This is a genomic window from Micromonospora wenchangensis (genome assembly GCF_002210435.1).
Lineage (GTDB): Bacteria > Actinomycetota > Actinomycetes > Mycobacteriales > Micromonosporaceae > Micromonospora > Micromonospora wenchangensis.
This window is the reverse complement of record NZ_MZMV01000014.1, coordinates 45555-60449: the sequence shown is the minus strand read 5'-3', so window position 1 is coordinate 60449 and position 14895 is coordinate 45555. Positions and strand designations below refer to the sequence as shown.

Genomic DNA, 14895 nt, shown 5'->3' with positions numbered 1-14895 from the left:
CCTTCGACGACGTGTGTCGCCACCCATGCTCGGCGGCCGGGACCGCGCCGTTCAGGGGCGCGCGTTCCGTCGGACCGGAGTTCCTGGTACCGGCAGGGCCACCCGCACGCCTGTCACCCCGAGCGATACTTCAGGCCATGGACGATCTCGCGGGCTTCCTGCGTACCAGGCGTTCCCGGGTCGACCCGTCGGTCGCCGGCATCCCGACCGGCAGCCGACGCCGCGTCGAGGGGTTACGCCGCGAAGAGGTCGCCCACCTGTCCGGGGTCAGCGTCGACTACTACGTACGCCTGGAGCAGGGCCGCGCCACCCAGCCGTCGGAACAGGTCCTCGACGCGCTCGCCCGCGTCCTCGGACTCGACGAGACCGAACGCGGTCACCTGTACCGGCTGGCCCGGCAACGCCGCCGTCGCGCCAGGTCGCCCGGCGGTCGCCCCCGGGCGGAGCTGCTGCGCGTCCTCGACCTGGTCGTCGACGCCCCCGCCCTGATCATGGACCACCGGATGGACGTGGTCGCCGGCAACCGCCTCGCGGGACTCCTCTACGGCCGGAGCACGACGGGGCTGAACACCGCCCGGCACATCTTCCTCGACGAAGCCGAGCGGGGCCTCTACGCGGACTGGGAGAAGTGCACCCTCGACGTGGTGGGGCACCTTCGCCTGGCCGCCGGCAAGTACCCCGACGATCCCCGCCTGGCCTCGCTCATCGGCGAACTGTCAATGGGCAGCGAACGCTTCCGCCGGCTCTGGGCCCGCGCGGACGTGCGCGCCCGCACGCACGGCCGCAAGGCCTACCGGCATCCGCTGGTCGGACTGCTCGAACTGCACCAGGAGAACTTCGCCCTTCCTGACGAATCGGGCATGGAACTGATTGTCCTGGCGGCACCGCCGGGAAGCCCCGCCGAGGACGGGCTGCGCCTGCTGGCCGCACTCGACGACGGCGGGAACCCCACCGGAAGAGGACCGGGGGTCGCCCATCGGTTACGGCTGGAGGCTAACCCGCCCGCAGGGTGAGCAGGGTGATCTCGCTCGGCGCGAAGATCCGGAACGGCGGACCCCAGAAGCCGGTCCCCCGGCTCGTGTAGAGCTGGGTCCGGCCGTGCCGGCTGAGGCCCTGCACGACCGGCTGGTCGAGCCGGACCAGGTAGTGGAACGGCCACATCTGGCCGCCGTGGGTGTGCCCGGACAGTTGCAGATCCACGCCGGCCGCGACCGCGTCGCCGATCTGCTTCGGCTGGTGCGCCAGCAGCAGCACGGGCAGCTGCGGGTCGGTGCCGGCGAGCGCGGCGGCGTGGTCGGCCCGGTGACCGGCGACCCCGGACGAGGCGGCGGTGACGTCGTCGACCCCGGCGACGACGAGCCGGTCGCCACCCCGCTCCACCACGAGGTGCCGGTTGTGCAGGGGCTCCCAGCCGAGGGCCCGCATGTGGTCGACCCAGCCCTGCGCCTGGCCGTAGTACTCGTGGTTGCCCGTCACGTACACCCGGGCCAGCCGGGCCTGCACGGTGCCCAGCGGCGCAGCCTGCGCCCGGCGCTGGTCGACCGTGCCGTCGGCGATGTCGCCGGTGTGGCAGACGATGTCGGGGGCCAGGCCGTTGACCACCTCGATCGTGCGGGCGGACCAGCGGGCCCGGTCGATCGGGCCGTAGTGGGTGTCGGTCAGCAGCACCACCCGGACCCCGTCGAGGCCGGCTCCCAGCCGGTCGATGGTGACGTCCACCCGCCGGACCCGGGGCACCCGCATCGCCTCGGCGTACCCCCAGACGGCCAGGACGACCGCGACGACGGCCGCGCCGGCCGCCACGTACCGGGACCGCGCCGGATCGGCGACCCCCGCGGCGGCCAGCGGAAGCCGGGCCACGTTGCCGATCAGCGCCCAGACGAACAGGATCCACACCAGGCCGAGCAGGGTGTCCCCGGCGCGGGCCGCCGCGTCCAGCCGCCGGCGGCCGTGCCCGAGATACATCAGTACGGGGAACGCGACGAGCGCGACGACGAACAGGGTCGTGCCGGCGGCCTGCACCGGCGTCGGCCACCGCGCCGCCACCGTCAACGTCCACCACGGCAGCCCGAACAGCAGTGCCAGGACCGCGATCAGCGTCGCCCCGGACAGCAGCGGTCGCAGCGACCCCCGCGTCGGCCGCACCTGTACGGCATCGCCAGCAGCCATCGTCGTCCTCCCGTCGGGGCCCGTGCAGCATGACACGGTCCGGGCGCGATCGACCACGTCCGGAAACCGCACCGCATACGCCCGGTAGGTGACCGACCTGGGCGTAGCCCACGGGAGCAGTCGCGCGGGCACCTACCGGGACCGCCCGCGACCTGCGGTCTGACCGGTCGGGGCAGACTGGTGCCGTGGAACGTCACGAGTTCGGCGTCGCGGTGCGCCAGTTGCGGGAGAGCACGCCGCCGGCGACGGTCGGGCTGCCGGTGGGCCGGCGGCGGGTGCAGGGGTTGCGGCGGGAGGAACTCGGCGAGCTGGCGGGCATGTCGGCTGACTACGTACGCCGGTTGGAGCAGGGGCGCAGTCATCCGTCGGCCGGGGTGGTGCACGCCATCGCCCGTGCGCTGCGGGTCGGGCGGGCGGAGTACGAGCGGCTCTGCGCGCTGGCCGGGTACGCCGCCGCGGACGGGCGGGTGCCCGACGAGATCGGTCCGGGCGCGATGCGGCTGCTGGAGCGGTTCACCGACACCCCGATGTTCGTCTCCGACGCGGCGATGAACCTGGTCGCCGTGAACACCGCGTTCCTGGCCCTGGGGCACTGGGAACTCACCGGGGACCCGTGGCAGTGGAACGTCGCCTGGCGTACGTTCTGCGATCCGTTCCGTGGTTTCCGGCAGTCGGCGGCCGAGGCGACCGATCACGAGGCGGTCCTCGTCGCCCGGCTGCGCAGCGCGGTGCTGCGTTACCCGGCCGACGCCTCCCTCGCCGGGCTGGTGGACGAGATGCGCAGCCGCAGCGGCCTGTTCGACACCCTGTGGCGGGAGCCGCGTCCGGTGACGGCCTACGAGAGCAGCGCCGCGTTCGTCCATCCGGACGGCGGAGTCGTCACCCTCGTCGGCAGCCTGGTCACCATCCCGGGTGACGATCTGGCGGCCCTGATGCTCACCGCGGCACCGCGTTCGGCCGATGCGGCGCGGCTCGCCGAGATCGTCGACGACGCCGGTGAGCCGGCCGTCGTCAGGGTGGGCCAACCTGGCCCAGGCTGACCGCGCCGTCTCCTGCCAGATTGGGTGACGTATCCGGCGACCGCGGATCCGGCGACCGCCTCCGGGCGACCCTGGTGACACCGGGCCGGATGCCTCCGCACCGTGCGGCGCTGCCGCGACGGCACCGCTTCACGTCCGAGGCTCACCGACGGCGTCCAGGAAAGCAGGTCAGGCAATGAAGGCAGTGCGTTTTCACGAGTTCGGCGGCCCCGAGGTGCTCCGCTACGAGGACGTCGAGCAGCCCGTCCCCGGTGTCGGTCAGGTCCGCATCCGGGTCGCCGCGACGTCGTTCAACGGTGTCGACGGCAACATCCGCGCGGGCTTCATGCAGGGCCCGATCCCGGTCGAGCTGCCCCACACTCCCGGCCTCGACGTCGCCGGCACGGTCGACGCGGTCGGTCCCGGGGTGACCGACTTCGCGGTCGGTGACCGGGTCATCGGCTTCCTGCCGATGACGGGGACCGGGGCGGCGGCGGAGTACGTGATCGCGCCGGCGGAGATCCTGACCGGGGCGCCGGGGAACATCCCGTTGGCCGATGCGGCGGCGCTGCCACTGGTGGGGCTGACGGCGTGGCAGGCGTTGTTCGACCACGGCAGGCTGACCGCCGGCCAGCGGGTGCTGGTCAACGGGGCCGGCGGTGCGGTCGGCGGATACGCCGTGCAGTTGGCGAAGGAGGCCGGTGCCCGGGTGATCGCCACGGCCAGCCCCCGCAGCGCCGACCGGGTCCGGGCCGCCGGGGCCGACGAGGTGGTCGACCACACCAGCACCGACGTGACGGCGGCGGTGACCGAGCCGGTCGACCTGGTGCTCAACCTCGCCCCGGTCGCCCCGGAGCAGCTCGCCGCCCTGGTCACGCTGATCCGTGACGGTGGGACGCTGGTCAACACCACCGTCTGGATGCCCGCCCCCTCCGACGGGGCGCGTGGCGTACGCGGCATCGACCTGTTCGTCCGCAGCGACGCCGACCAGCTCGCCGACCTGGCGGCGCGGGTGGGCACCGGCGAGTTGCACGTCGAGGTGGCCCAGCGGGTGACGCTTGCCGAGCTGCCCGCGCTGCACGCCCGGGCCGGCGCGGGTGAGCTGCCCGGCAAGACGGTCGTCCTCACGGCCTGAGGGCGACCGTCCTGCCGGCGGCACAAACCAGGTGACGTCGACGGATGTCTACGCGAGACTGACCGGCGTGGCAGGGGTCGAGGTGGTCGTCGCCCATCAGGAACGCGCGACCCTGCGCGTCGGCGACCTGTTCGTCAAGATCGACGCCGATCCGACGCGCACCGCCGTCGAGGTCGAGGCGATGGCGCTGGCACCGGTCCCCACGCCGGAGATCCGGTGGCACAGGCCGCCCGTACTCGCGCTCGCCGCCCTTCCCGGGCGGCCACTCGGGCAGCTCGGCGAACCGTCGACCGCGTCGCCGGCCGCGTGGGCCGCGGCCGGTGCCGCCGTACGCACGCTGCACGACGCCCCGCTGCCGCCCTGGCCCGGTCGTCACCTCGACGACCTGGCGGCACGCCTCGACGGGGAGTGCCGGTGGCTCGTCACGAACGGCGTCCTCCCCGCCGATCTGGTCGCCCGTAACCGTCGGGTCGCCGAGGCCGCGTTGCGGCCGTGGACCCCGGTGTTCATGCACGGCGACCTGCAGACCGCGCACGTGTTCGTCGAGCACGACGAGGTCACCGGCGTGCTCGACTGGTCCGAGGCGGGCCCCGGCGACGCCCTGTACGACCTCGCCATCCTGACGCTCGGTCACGAGGAGCACCTGGGTGACGTCGTCGCCGGCTACGGCACCGAGGTCGACGTCGACGTCATCCGGGCGTGGTGGTCGGCGCGCAGCCTGCTGACGATCCGCTGGCTGACGGAACACGGCTTCGACCCGGCCGCTCCGGGGTGCGAGATCGACGTGCTCACCGCCCGGAAGTGAGGCCACCGGGCCGGTGTCCCCTCCGCCCCCGCCGGGGCGGGGGTCGCCGGCCGCCGGTGACGTCAGCGCGGGTGGCGGCCGGAGGCACCGGTGGGTGGCTCGGTGAAGTAGTCGCGCAGCAGGGCGATCTGCCCGGCGCGGAGCCGGAACACCTGCACGAGCGACATCGTCGTACGCCTTCCGTCGGCCTCGTCGACGGCGACGTCGATCTCGGCGACGAACACGTCGGGGTCCGCCGTGTCGTGCAGGTGGTGGGTGGAGTGTCGCGTGTCCACCGTGCCCGGCCGGGCCAACTGCCTGTGGTACGCGCGGAGCCCGGCCCGGATCGCCTCCCGCCCGACCAGGCGGCCGTACAGTGGGTGACCTTCGGGAACGAGCGGCGCGTCGTACACGCCGTCCTCGGTGAACAGGGCGGCGACCGCGTCCGGGTTCCGGGTGACCGCACCGGCGTAGACGTACCGCTGGAAGATTTCCTGGTGTCTGAGGTCCACTCTCCAGCCTAGCCCGCGGCCGGGCCGGAGCGGGCGGACGGTGGACGCGCGACGGCCCGGCGCGGAAGGGTGCTCCGCGCCGGGCCGTCGCCGTCGGACCGGGTCAGTTGGCCGTGCAGGTGGCCGTGGCACCGGGGCCGGTGCCGGTGCCCTGGAAGCCGAAGTTGGTCGACTGCCGGGCGCCGACCTGCCCGTTGTAGCTCACGTTGGTGAACCGGACGGTCCCGCTGGTGCCGCTGGACTGTGCGCTCCAGGTACTGGTGACGCTGGCACCGCCGGGCAGGCTGATGCTGACGTTCCAGCCGTTGAGGGCGCTGTCACCGGCGGTGACCGTAACGCTCGCCGTGAAGCCGCCGTTCCACTGGTTGACCACCACCGACGCGGTGCAGCCGTTGCCGGCCGGCGGCGGCGTGGTGGGGGGAGCCGTGGTCGGCGGAGCCGTGGTGGGCGGCGGGGTCGTCGGCGGGGCGGTGGTGGGCGGCGCGGTGGTCGGCGGGGTCGTCACCGGCGGGTTGGGTGCGCCGTTGGCCAGGCTGAAGGCCAGGTCCGGCTGGAAGGAACCGGCGGTGTAGCGGCAGCCGTCGGCCTCGCCCGGCGGCTTCACCCAGAGGTACGCGTCGATGTTGTTGTCGCCGGTGTTGGTCGTCGGGTACTGCCCGATGCGGCGGTCGGTGTTGTCGTCGCCACACCAGTCACCGCTGGCACCGCCGTTGCGGCTGGTGTCGATGACCTGGCGCTTGCCCGAGATGCCCATGCCGTTGAGGGCGGAGATGACGTTCCGGCCGAAGTTCGCCTCACTGGAGGTGGGGTTGAAGTTCGACACGTTGGTGAAGAAGCCGTCGGCGTACTGCACGCCGGCCGCCCGCAGGCGGTTGGCCGTCTCGTTGGCGCTGTTCCAGGTGGAGTGGCCGCCGTCGAGGTAGACCTTGGCGTTGGGGTTGGCCGCCTTGAGGGTCCGGGTGGCCGTCGAGATCGCCTGGTTACGGGCGTTGATCTCGTTGCTGTTCAGGCAGGTCAGCAGGGCGAGCGAGTCGGTCTCCAGGATGATGATGACCGTCTGGTTGCCCAGCCCCCGGGCGAAGTTCGACACCCAGGTCTGGTACTGGTTGAGGTCGGGCGCGCCACCGGCGCTGGCCCCACCGCAGTCCCGGTTGGTGATCTCGTAGATCGAGAGCACCGGGATCTGCCCCGCGGAGTTGGCGGCACCGACGAACGACGCGGCCTCGGACTGCGCGGTCGACGGGTTGAAGTTGGCGAACCACCGGGCCTGCGGCTGGCTGGCGATCTTGTCACGGATGACGCCGACCCGCGAGTCGCCGGGGTTGGCGGCGACCCAGCGGACGACGGCCGTCGTCGGGTCGCGGTAGAGCGGTCCGGATATCGTCCCGGCGGAGGCGGTGCCACCGGCGAGGACCACGCCGGCGGCGGTGACGCCCGCGACGGCCGCCACGCTGAAGGCCGCCACCGATCTGCGGCGGAGCGAGGAGAGGGTAGCCACGACGTGTTGCCTCCTGATCACATAGATGTTTCTACATGGGAGCGTTCCCACGACGGTAGCCGAGGCGTGCGCCGCTGCCAAGACGTACGGCCCGCCCATTAAGACATCGACCGACTTCACCGGCCGGACGGGCCGGGCGGCAGCGTACCGCCGGTGCGGGGCCCGGCGACGGGAACGGGAGGCGACGGCACCCCGGAACGGCGACAGCGGCACCGCCGTCGTGCGCGGTGCCGCTGTCGCCGGGGGCGGTCGGCCCCGACCCCTGCCGGGTGCCGACCGCCTGCGTGGACGGTTCGGTTACGGCCGGAGGGCCTGCGCGGCCGGGGTCCAGGTCGACTCGTCCCTGACGTCGGCGACCCTGATGCCCTTGGCGACCTTCTCCAGCTCGGCCAGCGGCAACTTGTTGCCCAGGCCCATCCCGCTGACCTGGAGGACGACCGTGCCGTCGGCGTTCCAGATGTTGCAGAAGCCGCCGCCTCCGGCACCGTCACCCGGGGCCCGCCGGTCCGAGCCGGGGTAGCACTTCGTCACACCCGGCTCCGGGGACTGGTTCGAGCTGCCGGCCGGCGTGACGAAGATGTGGAAACCGTCCTTGATGCCGTTCTCGGCCTGGTCGTAGGGCGCGGTCAGGCCCGAGGTGGGCGCGGCCGGCCGGGTGTACGTCGCGCCGCCGTAGTCACCGGCGCGGGCCGCGGCGATGCCGCTGAGGCCGGGCATGGCGTGCGTGCCGGACTGCAACGGCCGGTAGCCGGCCGGCACGTAGCCCACGGTGAACGGCACCGTGGCCGGCTTCGGCCGGCTCGGCTTCAGACCGCCGACGAGGCCGCCGAGGTCCTGGAAGCTGGGCGAGGCCACGGAGCTGGAGATGGAAGTCACGGCCGCCCAGGCGTCGGGGGCGTACTCCCAAGCGAGCAGCTTGTTGCCCTCGTCGAGCGGCTTGCTCGGGTCGAGGCCGACCGGCAGGGTCGCCTGCACGGCCCGGTGCCCGGCCACGGTGACCTTCCGGCCGTTCCTGATCCCGGCCGGGTCGAAGACGCCCGGCCGGTACACGGTCAGGTACGCCCACAGGCTCGGCTTGCCCCCGGCGGCCCGCTTCTTCTGCTCCACGGGGTCGCCGCCCGCCTCGACCTCGTCGGCCGTGACCGGCTTGTCGTTCGAGACGTGGCCGTCGGAGTAGACCGAGGCGATCTGGTAGCCGACCGACGCGACGATCGGGTCCTGCACGTGCAGCGGGCCCGCGTCGTACCCCCGGAAGGTGAAGGTGAACGGCGGCGCGTCGGACCAGCGGGCCTCCGCGGGTGCGGCGGCCGCCGTACCCGCCGGGGGTGGCGCGGCGGTGGTGTCCCGCCCGGCGCCCAGGGTCGGCAGCGCGAACGCGCCGGCGACCGCGACCACGACCAGGCCGGCCGCGCCGGCCGAGGCGAACCCGGCCCGGCGACGCCGCTGCGCCCGCCGCCCCGCCGCGACGATGTCGTCGGCGGTACGGGTCATCGGTGGCTCCTGACCGGTCACCGCGTCCACGAATTCATGCAACTGCACTGGTCCACTCCTCGATCGAATTCCCGGTGAGACTGATGCGTTCGGCGGCGAGCGACTCGCGCAGCTTCGCCAGGCCCCGGGAGACCTGGCTCTTGGCGGTGCCCACCGTGCAGTCGAGGACGCCGGCCGTGTCCTCCAGGCTCAGGCCCAGGTAGTGCCGGAGCACCACGGCCGCCCGCTGCCGGGCCGGTACGGCGTCGAGCGCCGCCCGCAGGCGCATCCGCTCGTCGGTCGCGTCGGCCGGATCGCGCAGCGCGACGTCCGGCATGGCGTCACCGGACGACCGCTCCCGCCGCCAGGGCCGCCGGGTCTCGTCGACCGCCGCCCGGTAGACCATGGTCTTGACGTAGAGATCGGGCCGTTCCAGCTTCCGCCAGCGGGGATAGAGCTTGACCAGGGCGTTGGCCACGGCGTCCTCGGCCGCGTGCCAGTCACCGCAGGTCATGTACGCCAGCTTGCGCAGCGACGCCATCTGGGACGTCACGAACTCGCGGAACGCCTGTTCGTCTTCGGCTTTCACGTCGACTGCCTCCTTGTGCCGGAGGTAGAACGGAGCCACCGGCCCGGGGAGTTGCACGGCCCGGTCAGGTAGTTTCCGGGTCACGCTGCGTAGCGCCGCCTGGGTCGGACGGCGTCGCCCTGACAGGGTTCGACCATGACCCCGGACGTACCCCTGCACCTGGCGGCGGCGCTGCGCCGACGCGACCACCTGCTCTCCCCGTGGCCGTGGCGGGCGCTGGCCTACCTCGTCACCACCCTGCCGGTCGCCGGCCCCCTGTCGATCGGGCGGCTCGCCGTCCTCACCTACCTGCGGACCGGCCCCGCCCGGTAGCCGTCGCCGGGTCGGGCACCGCCGCCACCGACGGCCCCGGCAGGTCCACCACCCGGGTCGCCCAGCGGGCCAGCAGCGCCGGATCGTGGGTGATCAGCAGCACGCCCGCCCGGTGCCGACGCTGGTAGTCGGTGACGACGGCAGCGACGTGGGCCTGGGTGGAGGCGTCGAGCATGGCGGTGGCCTCGTCGCAGAGCAGGTGGTCGGGGCGGTGCACGAGGGCGCGGGCCAGACAGGCGCGCTGCAACTGCCCGTCACTGACCGCGTGCGGACGCCGGGTGAGCAGGTCGGGGGTGAGCCCGACCAGGTCGGCCAGCTCGGCCGTCCGGGCCGCCACCTGCCCGGCCGGCGTCCCGGTGGCGCGCAACGGTTCGGCGATCAGGTCGGCCAGGCTCAACCGGGGGTCGCTGGCGGCGCGGGGACTCTGGAACAGGATCGCCACCCGGGTCCGTACGGCGGCGGGCAGCCGGTGCCGGACCCCGGCGACGGGTTCGCCGTCGAGGGTGATCCGGCCGCCGTCCGGGGCGTGCAGAAAGGCCAGCACCCGGGCGAGGGTGGACTTGCCGCTGCCGGAGGGGCCGCGCAGGCCGACCGTCTCCCCGGGCGCAACGTGCAGGTCGACCCGGTCGAGCACGCGCTGCCGTCCGTGGTGGACGGTGACCTGGTGCGCGGCGAGCCCGGCGGGCGGATGGTCGGCCGTGGTCGTCATGCCGCTGCTCCCGGCGTGAGCGGGTGGTGGCAGGCGACCTGCCCGGTGCCGTCGGCCGCCGGGCGGGGCGGGGTACGGCAGGTGTCGGTGGCCCGGGGGCAGCGCGGGGCGAACGCACAGCCGTCGGGCAGGTCGGTGAGCATCGGCGGGTGACCGGGCACCGGGGTGAACGCCCGGTCGGGCAGGGCGTCGAGCAGCCCGGCGGTGTAGGGGTGGGCGGGCCTGTCGAACAGGTCCGGGGTGGGCCGGTGTTCGACGACGCGGCTGGCGTACATGACGGCGACGGTGTCGGCGACGCGGCGGGCGGCGGCGAGGTCGTGGGTGATGAGCAGGACGGCGGCCCCGGCGTCGCAGCGGCGGCGCAGCAGGTCCAGGGTGTGCTCCACCAGCGGCCGGTCGAGACCGCTGGTGGGTTCGTCGGCGAGCAGCAGCGGCGGGTCGGGGGCCAGCGCCAGGGCGGTGGCCAGCCGCTGGGCCATCCCCCCGGACAGCTCGTGCGGATACCTGTCGAGGTCGGCGGGGTGCAGGCCGACGTCGGCGGCGGCCCGCCCGACGGCGTCGGCGACGCCGCGGCGGGGGTGCCCGTGGGCGCGCAGGGTCTCCTCCAGCAGCAGCCGGCCGGTGCGCACCGGGGTGAGGGCGGTGGCCGGGCTCTGCGGGACGAGGCCGACGACCCGGCCCCGGACGTGCCGGGCGAGGTGCCGTTCGCCCGCCGCGACCAGGTCGACCGGGGCGCCGTCCGCCGGGTGCAGGTGGGCGTGCCCGGTGACTGTGGCGTTGCGGGGCAGCAGGCCGAGCAGGGCGTGCGCGAGGACGGACTTGCCGCAGCCCGACTCGCCGACCACGGCCAGCAGCTCACCTGGGTGCAGGGCGAGGCGCAGGTCGGTGACGGCGTGCACGACGGCGTCGGGGAGCCGGAACCTGACGGTCAGCCCGTCGACCGTCAGCAGCGCCGGCCGGCGGCCGGCGGCGGTGGGCACGGTGCCGGTTGCGCTCGCGGTCACAGGTGCAGCTCCGCCCGTACGCGGGGGTCGAGGCGGTCCCGCCAGCGGCCGGTGAGCACGGCCAGGGCGAGGGTGACGGCGACCAGGGCCAGACCGGGGACGATGCTGGCCCACCACGCACCGGTGAGCAGGGACCGCTGACCGTCGTTGATCATGTTGCCGATCGAGGCGAGGTGCGGCGGCAGGCCCAGCCCGAGAAAGGACAGCGCGGTCTCGTGCCAGACGGCGTGCGGCACCATCAGCGTGGTCGCCAGCGCGAGCCGGGGCAGCACGTGCGGCAGCAGGTGCCGGGTCAGCACCCGGGCCCGGCTCGCCCCGCCGGAGATCGCGGCGTCGACGAACGGGCGGGACCGCAGGCTGAGCAGTTCGGAGCGGACGATCCGGGCGGTGGAGAGCCAGTGCGTCAACGCGATCGAGGCGACGACCGCGCCGAGGCTCGGCCGCAGCATCGCCACGATGAAGATGCCCAGCAGCAGGTGCGGCAGGGCGGCGACGGTGTCGACGACCCGCATCAGCACCCGGTCGACGCGCCCGCCGACGCTGCCGGCGACCGCGCCGACGAGGCCACCGATGACGGTGGCGACCAGCGCGGCGACCACCCCGACGAGCAGCGAGACGCGCAGCCCGTAGAGGCTGCGCAGGGCCACGTCCCGGCCCAGGTCGTCGGTGCCGGCCAGGTGTTCGGGCGAGGGCGCGAGCCGGGTCCGGGCGAGGTCGACCGCGCTCTGGTCCAGCGGCCACAGTAGTGGTGCGAGCAGGCAGGCGAGGACCGCGACGACGAGCACGGCGGCGGCCGTCCCCACGCCGGCCCGCCCGCCCCGCAGCAGGATGGCCGGCCGGCGCGGCGGCAGGCGTCGGGCGGGCGGGGCGGCCGGTGGTGGGGCGAGGTCAGTCATCGAGGCGTACCCGGGGGTCGGCGGCGGCGTAGCCGAGGTCGGTGGCCAGGTTCGCGGCCAGCACCACGACGGTGGTGGCCAGGGTGGTGGCGGCCAGCAGCGGGAAGTCCGCGCCCAACGCCGCCGCAACGGTGACCGCGCCGAGGCCGGGCAGCGAGAACACGGTCTCCACCAGCACCGCGCCGCCGACGAGTTCGGGCAGGTGGGTGCCGACCAGGGTGAGGAAGGGCAGCAGCGCCGTGCGCAGCGCGTGGCCGAACAGGACGGTACGGCCGGGCAGCCCGCGGGCGCGGGCGGCCAGCACGTGGTCGTCGCGCAGGCTCTCGGCGACGGCGTCCCGGACGAACAGCACGAACCACGGTGCCTGCGAGATCGCCAGCACGGTCACCGGCAGCACCAGGTGCCGGGCCACGTCGGCCGGGTCGGTGCCGGTCGCGGTGAGGTCGGTGAGCCCACCGGCGGGCAGCCAGCCCAGGGTGAGGGCGAACACGGCGATCGCGGCCAGCCCGAGCCAGAACACCGGCATCGACTGTACGGCGTACGCGAAGGACCGCAGGGCACGGTCGAACCAGCCGCCGCGCCGGTACGCGGCGAGGGTGCCCAGCAGCACGCTGGCCACCAGGACGAGGGCGAGAGCCAGGCCGACGAGCAGCAGGGTCCAGCCGGCGCGGGCGGCCAGCACCGAGGTGACCGGCTCGTGGCGGCTGGTGGACCAGCCGAGGTCACCGCGCAGCAGGTTGCCCACCCAGCGGGCGTACTGCACCGGCAGCGGGTCGTCGACGCCCCAGTTCGCGCGGAGCTGGTCGAGGTTCTCCTCGCTGGTGGTGAAGGCCGCCGCGCCCGCGTACTGCTGGGCCGGGTCGATCGGGGAGGCCGCGCCGAGGGCGAACATGCCCATGCTGGTCGCGGCGAGCACCGGTACGGCGACCAGCAGCCGGCGGCGGATCATGACCCCGGCCCCGGCCAGCCGTCGGCGGCGCACCGGCGGCGGGGCCGGTGCCGTCACGACTTCTTCTCCCAGGTGTGCACGTTCCACCAGAGGCTGTTGGCGACGTCGTGCTCGTGCGGCTCGACCCGGGGCGTCACCCCGGTCACGGTGTCCCGCACCACGTAGGTGTGTTGCAGGTAGGTGAGGAACACCCACGGCACGTCGGCGGCGAGCTGCTGCTGGAAGGTGGCGTACGCGGCCCGTCGGGCGGCCGGGTCGGTGTTGTCCCGGCCGGCCTGTAGGGCGGCGTCGACGGTGGCGGACCGGTAGGAGCCGGGGTTGAAGAAGCCCTGCCCGGCGAAGGCGGAACCGAACAGCTTGAACGACACGAAGTCCGGGTCGTACGGGGTGCCGTACCCCATGACCAGCGCGTCGGTCTTCATCTGCGGGGTGATCGCGTCCCAGGTGAGGCCCTGCGGGGTGACCGCGATGCCGATCTTGCGGGCGTCGGCGGTGACCGCCAGGGCCAGTTCCTTGCGCAGGCTGTCGGTGGCCGGGTACATCAGCGTGAACGCGGCCTGCCGCCCGGCTTTGGCGCGGATGCCGTCCGGGCCGGGCGTCCAGCCGGCGGCGTCGAGGAGCGCGGTGGCGGCGGCCCGGTCGGCGGTGGGCCGCCCGGTGACCGACGGCTCGGCGAACTCGGAGGTGGGCGGCACCGGGCCGAACGCCGGCTCCCCCGCCCCGCCGAGCACCCCGGTCACCATGGCCTGCCGGTCCACCGCCGCGTGCAACGCGCGGCGGACCGCCAGGTCGCCCAGGACGGGGTTGCCCATGGGCAGCATCACGCCCCGGTAGTCGGCGGTGGGGACCTTGTGTACCCGCTGGGCGGTCTGGCCGTCGAATCCGGTCGCCAGCTTCGGCGGCAGTTCGGCCGCGTCGAACTCGCCGGCCCGCATCCGCTGGGCGCGGACGTTGTCGTCGGCGACGAACGCCACCACCACGCCCGGGTTCGCCGGCCTGCCGCCCCAGTACCGCTCGTTCGCCGCCAGCACCAGCCGGTCCCCCGGCGTCCACGAGGTCATCCGGTACGGCCCGGTGCCGATCGGCCTGCGGTTGAACTCCGCGCGGTTGACGTCCTGCCCCTCGAACGCCTTCGCCGGCACGATGCCCAGCGCCAGCCGCTGCACGAACGGCGCGTACGGGTGTTTCAGGGTGAACACCACGGTGCCCGGGTCTGGGGCGGCAACGGAGGCGAGCATGTCGAGGTCGGAGCGGAGCGTGGAGTCGACCTTCGGGTCCAGCACCGCCTGGTAGGTGAAGACGACGTCCCGGGCGGTGAGCGGGCTGCCGTCGTGGAACAGCACCCCCTCGCGCAGGGTCGCCGTGACCGTCCGGCCGTCCGCCGACACCGTCGGCAGTTCCCGCGCCAGGGCCGGCACGAGCTGGTTGCGGGCGTCCCGGGCGACCAACCCATCGAAGATCAGCGACGCGCCATCGGGGCCGTAGTTGAGCACCGGGTTGAGGGTGTCGGGCTCGCCCGCCGTGGCCACCACGACCGGGCCGTTGCCGGTACGGCCGGTCGACGACGGCGTCGGGGACGCGCAGCCGGCGACGACGGCCAGGACGATGCCGAGCAACGCCGGCACGCGTACGGACCGGGACGTGACGTGCTCCGGGGAGATCGCGTCCGTGCGCCTGGGCCCCACCGGCAGCTCCCTCGGGTCGTGGATCGACGCAGGGGCGGGCACTCGGGCCAGGTCGGATCATCGCAGGCCCGGGTACCCGCCACTGCTGCCACTATCGCGTAATTGCCAGCTCTTGGCAATAAGGCCGGCCGGACGGCGCGTCCGCGATACCGACCGGACCCGGA

Annotated in this window: 15 protein-coding genes; 5 read left to right on the top strand and 10 right to left on the bottom strand. The window is 74.1% G+C overall.

Going from position 1 to position 14895, the window contains the following annotated elements:
* Positions 1 to 137: 137 nt before the first annotated feature.
* Positions 138 to 1013 carry a helix-turn-helix transcriptional regulator gene (locus B5D80_RS11005; protein WP_088643727.1) on the top strand — a complete coding sequence of 292 codons (876 nt, stop codon included), beginning with the start codon at positions 138 to 140 and terminating at the stop codon, positions 1011 to 1013.
* On the opposite strand, the gene B5D80_RS11000 is transcribed toward B5D80_RS11005, so the two are convergent.
* Complete coding sequence (locus B5D80_RS11000) at positions 994 to 2169, bottom strand: metallophosphoesterase (protein ID WP_088643726.1); 1176 nt, start codon at positions 2167 to 2169, stop codon at positions 994 to 996. The genes B5D80_RS11005 and B5D80_RS11000 overlap by 20 nt on opposite strands.
* 185 nt (positions 2170 to 2354) lie before the next feature.
* On the opposite strand from B5D80_RS11000, the gene B5D80_RS10995 reads away from it, so the two are divergent.
* The 3 genes from B5D80_RS10995 (at position 2355) to B5D80_RS10985 (ending at position 5128) form a co-directional block, all read left to right on the top strand.
* Positions 2355 to 3209: a helix-turn-helix domain-containing protein gene (locus B5D80_RS10995; RefSeq protein WP_088643725.1), complete on the top strand. Its 855-nt coding sequence runs from the start codon at positions 2355 to 2357 to the stop codon at positions 3207 to 3209.
* 175 nt (positions 3210 to 3384) lie between these two features.
* On the top strand, positions 3385 to 4323 hold the full coding sequence (locus B5D80_RS10990) for an NADP-dependent oxidoreductase (RefSeq protein WP_088643724.1): 939 nt from the start codon (positions 3385 to 3387) through the stop codon (positions 4321 to 4323).
* A 67-nt stretch (positions 4324 to 4390) separates the two neighbouring features.
* On the top strand, positions 4391 to 5128 hold the full coding sequence (locus B5D80_RS10985; RefSeq protein WP_088643723.1) for a phosphotransferase family protein: 738 nt from the start codon (positions 4391 to 4393) through the stop codon (positions 5126 to 5128).
* Between the two features lie 62 nt (positions 5129 to 5190).
* On the opposite strand, the gene B5D80_RS10980 is transcribed toward B5D80_RS10985, so the two are convergent.
* The 4 genes from B5D80_RS10980 to B5D80_RS10965 all read right to left on the bottom strand — a co-directional run bounded on the left by B5D80_RS10980 (position 5191) and on the right by B5D80_RS10965 (position 9176).
* The gene (locus B5D80_RS10980) at positions 5191 to 5619 is read right to left on the bottom strand and encodes a nuclear transport factor 2 family protein (protein ID WP_088643722.1); all 429 of its coding nucleotides are present in this window, start codon (positions 5617 to 5619) and stop codon (positions 5191 to 5193) included.
* Between the two features lie 103 nt (positions 5620 to 5722).
* Positions 5723 to 7117 carry a glycoside hydrolase family 6 protein gene (locus tag B5D80_RS10975; RefSeq protein ID WP_245854461.1) on the bottom strand — a complete coding sequence of 465 codons (1395 nt, stop codon included), beginning with the start codon at positions 7115 to 7117 and terminating at the stop codon, positions 5723 to 5725.
* A 297-nt stretch (positions 7118 to 7414) separates the two neighbouring features.
* Positions 7415 to 8656 (bottom strand): hypothetical protein, encoded by a 1242-nt coding sequence (locus B5D80_RS10970; protein WP_088643720.1) that lies wholly within the window; start codon positions 8654 to 8656, stop codon positions 7415 to 7417.
* Positions 8643 to 9176, bottom strand: a complete 534-nt coding sequence (locus B5D80_RS10965) for a SigE family RNA polymerase sigma factor (protein ID WP_088643784.1) — start codon at positions 9174 to 9176, stop codon at positions 8643 to 8645. Before B5D80_RS10965 ends, B5D80_RS10970 begins: the two co-directional genes overlap by 14 nt.
* A 135-nt stretch (positions 9177 to 9311) precedes the next feature.
* Here B5D80_RS10965 and B5D80_RS32885 point away from each other — a divergent pair, with 135 nt between their 5' ends.
* Positions 9312 to 9488 (top strand): hypothetical protein, encoded by a 177-nt coding sequence (locus tag B5D80_RS32885; protein WP_211291462.1) that lies wholly within the window; start codon positions 9312 to 9314, stop codon positions 9486 to 9488.
* On the opposite strand, the gene B5D80_RS10960 is transcribed toward B5D80_RS32885, so the two are convergent.
* The 5 genes from B5D80_RS10960 to B5D80_RS10940 are packed head-to-tail and all read right to left on the bottom strand — an operon-like array spanning position 9457 to position 14731.
* Entirely contained in the window at positions 9457 to 10197 is a 741-nt protein-coding gene (locus tag B5D80_RS10960; RefSeq protein WP_088643719.1) for an ABC transporter ATP-binding protein, read from the bottom strand. The two genes, B5D80_RS32885 and B5D80_RS10960, sit on opposite strands and share 32 nt — an antisense overlap.
* On the bottom strand, positions 10194 to 11201 hold the full coding sequence (locus tag B5D80_RS10955; RefSeq protein ID WP_245854454.1) for an ABC transporter ATP-binding protein: 1008 nt from the start codon (positions 11199 to 11201) through the stop codon (positions 10194 to 10196). Before B5D80_RS10955 ends, B5D80_RS10960 begins: the two co-directional genes overlap by 4 nt.
* Positions 11198 to 12097 carry an ABC transporter permease gene (locus B5D80_RS10950; protein WP_245854453.1) on the bottom strand — a complete coding sequence of 300 codons (900 nt, stop codon included), beginning with the start codon at positions 12095 to 12097 and terminating at the stop codon, positions 11198 to 11200. The genes B5D80_RS10955 and B5D80_RS10950 overlap by 4 nt, the downstream gene beginning before the upstream one ends.
* The gene (locus B5D80_RS10945; RefSeq protein WP_088643718.1) at positions 12090 to 13103 is read right to left on the bottom strand and encodes an ABC transporter permease; all 1014 of its coding nucleotides are present in this window, start codon (positions 13101 to 13103) and stop codon (positions 12090 to 12092) included. The genes B5D80_RS10950 and B5D80_RS10945 overlap by 8 nt, the downstream gene beginning before the upstream one ends.
* On the bottom strand, positions 13100 to 14731 hold the full coding sequence (locus tag B5D80_RS10940) for an ABC transporter substrate-binding protein (RefSeq protein WP_245854451.1): 1632 nt from the start codon (positions 14729 to 14731) through the stop codon (positions 13100 to 13102). The genes B5D80_RS10945 and B5D80_RS10940 overlap by 4 nt, the downstream gene beginning before the upstream one ends.
* Between the last annotated feature and the right edge of the window lie 164 nt (positions 14732 to 14895).

Coding starts and splice junctions, on each gene's coding strand:
- B5D80_RS11005 (WP_088643727.1), top strand. CDS start 138: ATGGACGATCTCGCGGGCTTCCTGCGTACCAGGCGTTCCCGGGTCGAC.
- B5D80_RS11000 (WP_088643726.1), bottom strand. CDS start 2,169: ATGGCTGCTGGCGATGCCGTACAGGTGCGGCCGACGCGGGGGTCGCTG.
- B5D80_RS10990 (WP_088643724.1), top strand. CDS start 3,385: ATGAAGGCAGTGCGTTTTCACGAGTTCGGCGGCCCCGAGGTGCTCCGC.
- B5D80_RS32885 (WP_211291462.1), top strand. CDS start 9,312: ATGACCCCGGACGTACCCCTGCACCTGGCGGCGGCGCTGCGCCGACGC.
- B5D80_RS10960 (WP_088643719.1), bottom strand. CDS start 10,197: ATGACGACCACGGCCGACCATCCGCCCGCCGGGCTCGCCGCGCACCAG.
- B5D80_RS10950 (WP_245854453.1), bottom strand. CDS start 12,097: ATGACTGACCTCGCCCCACCACCGGCCGCCCCGCCCGCCCGACGCCTG.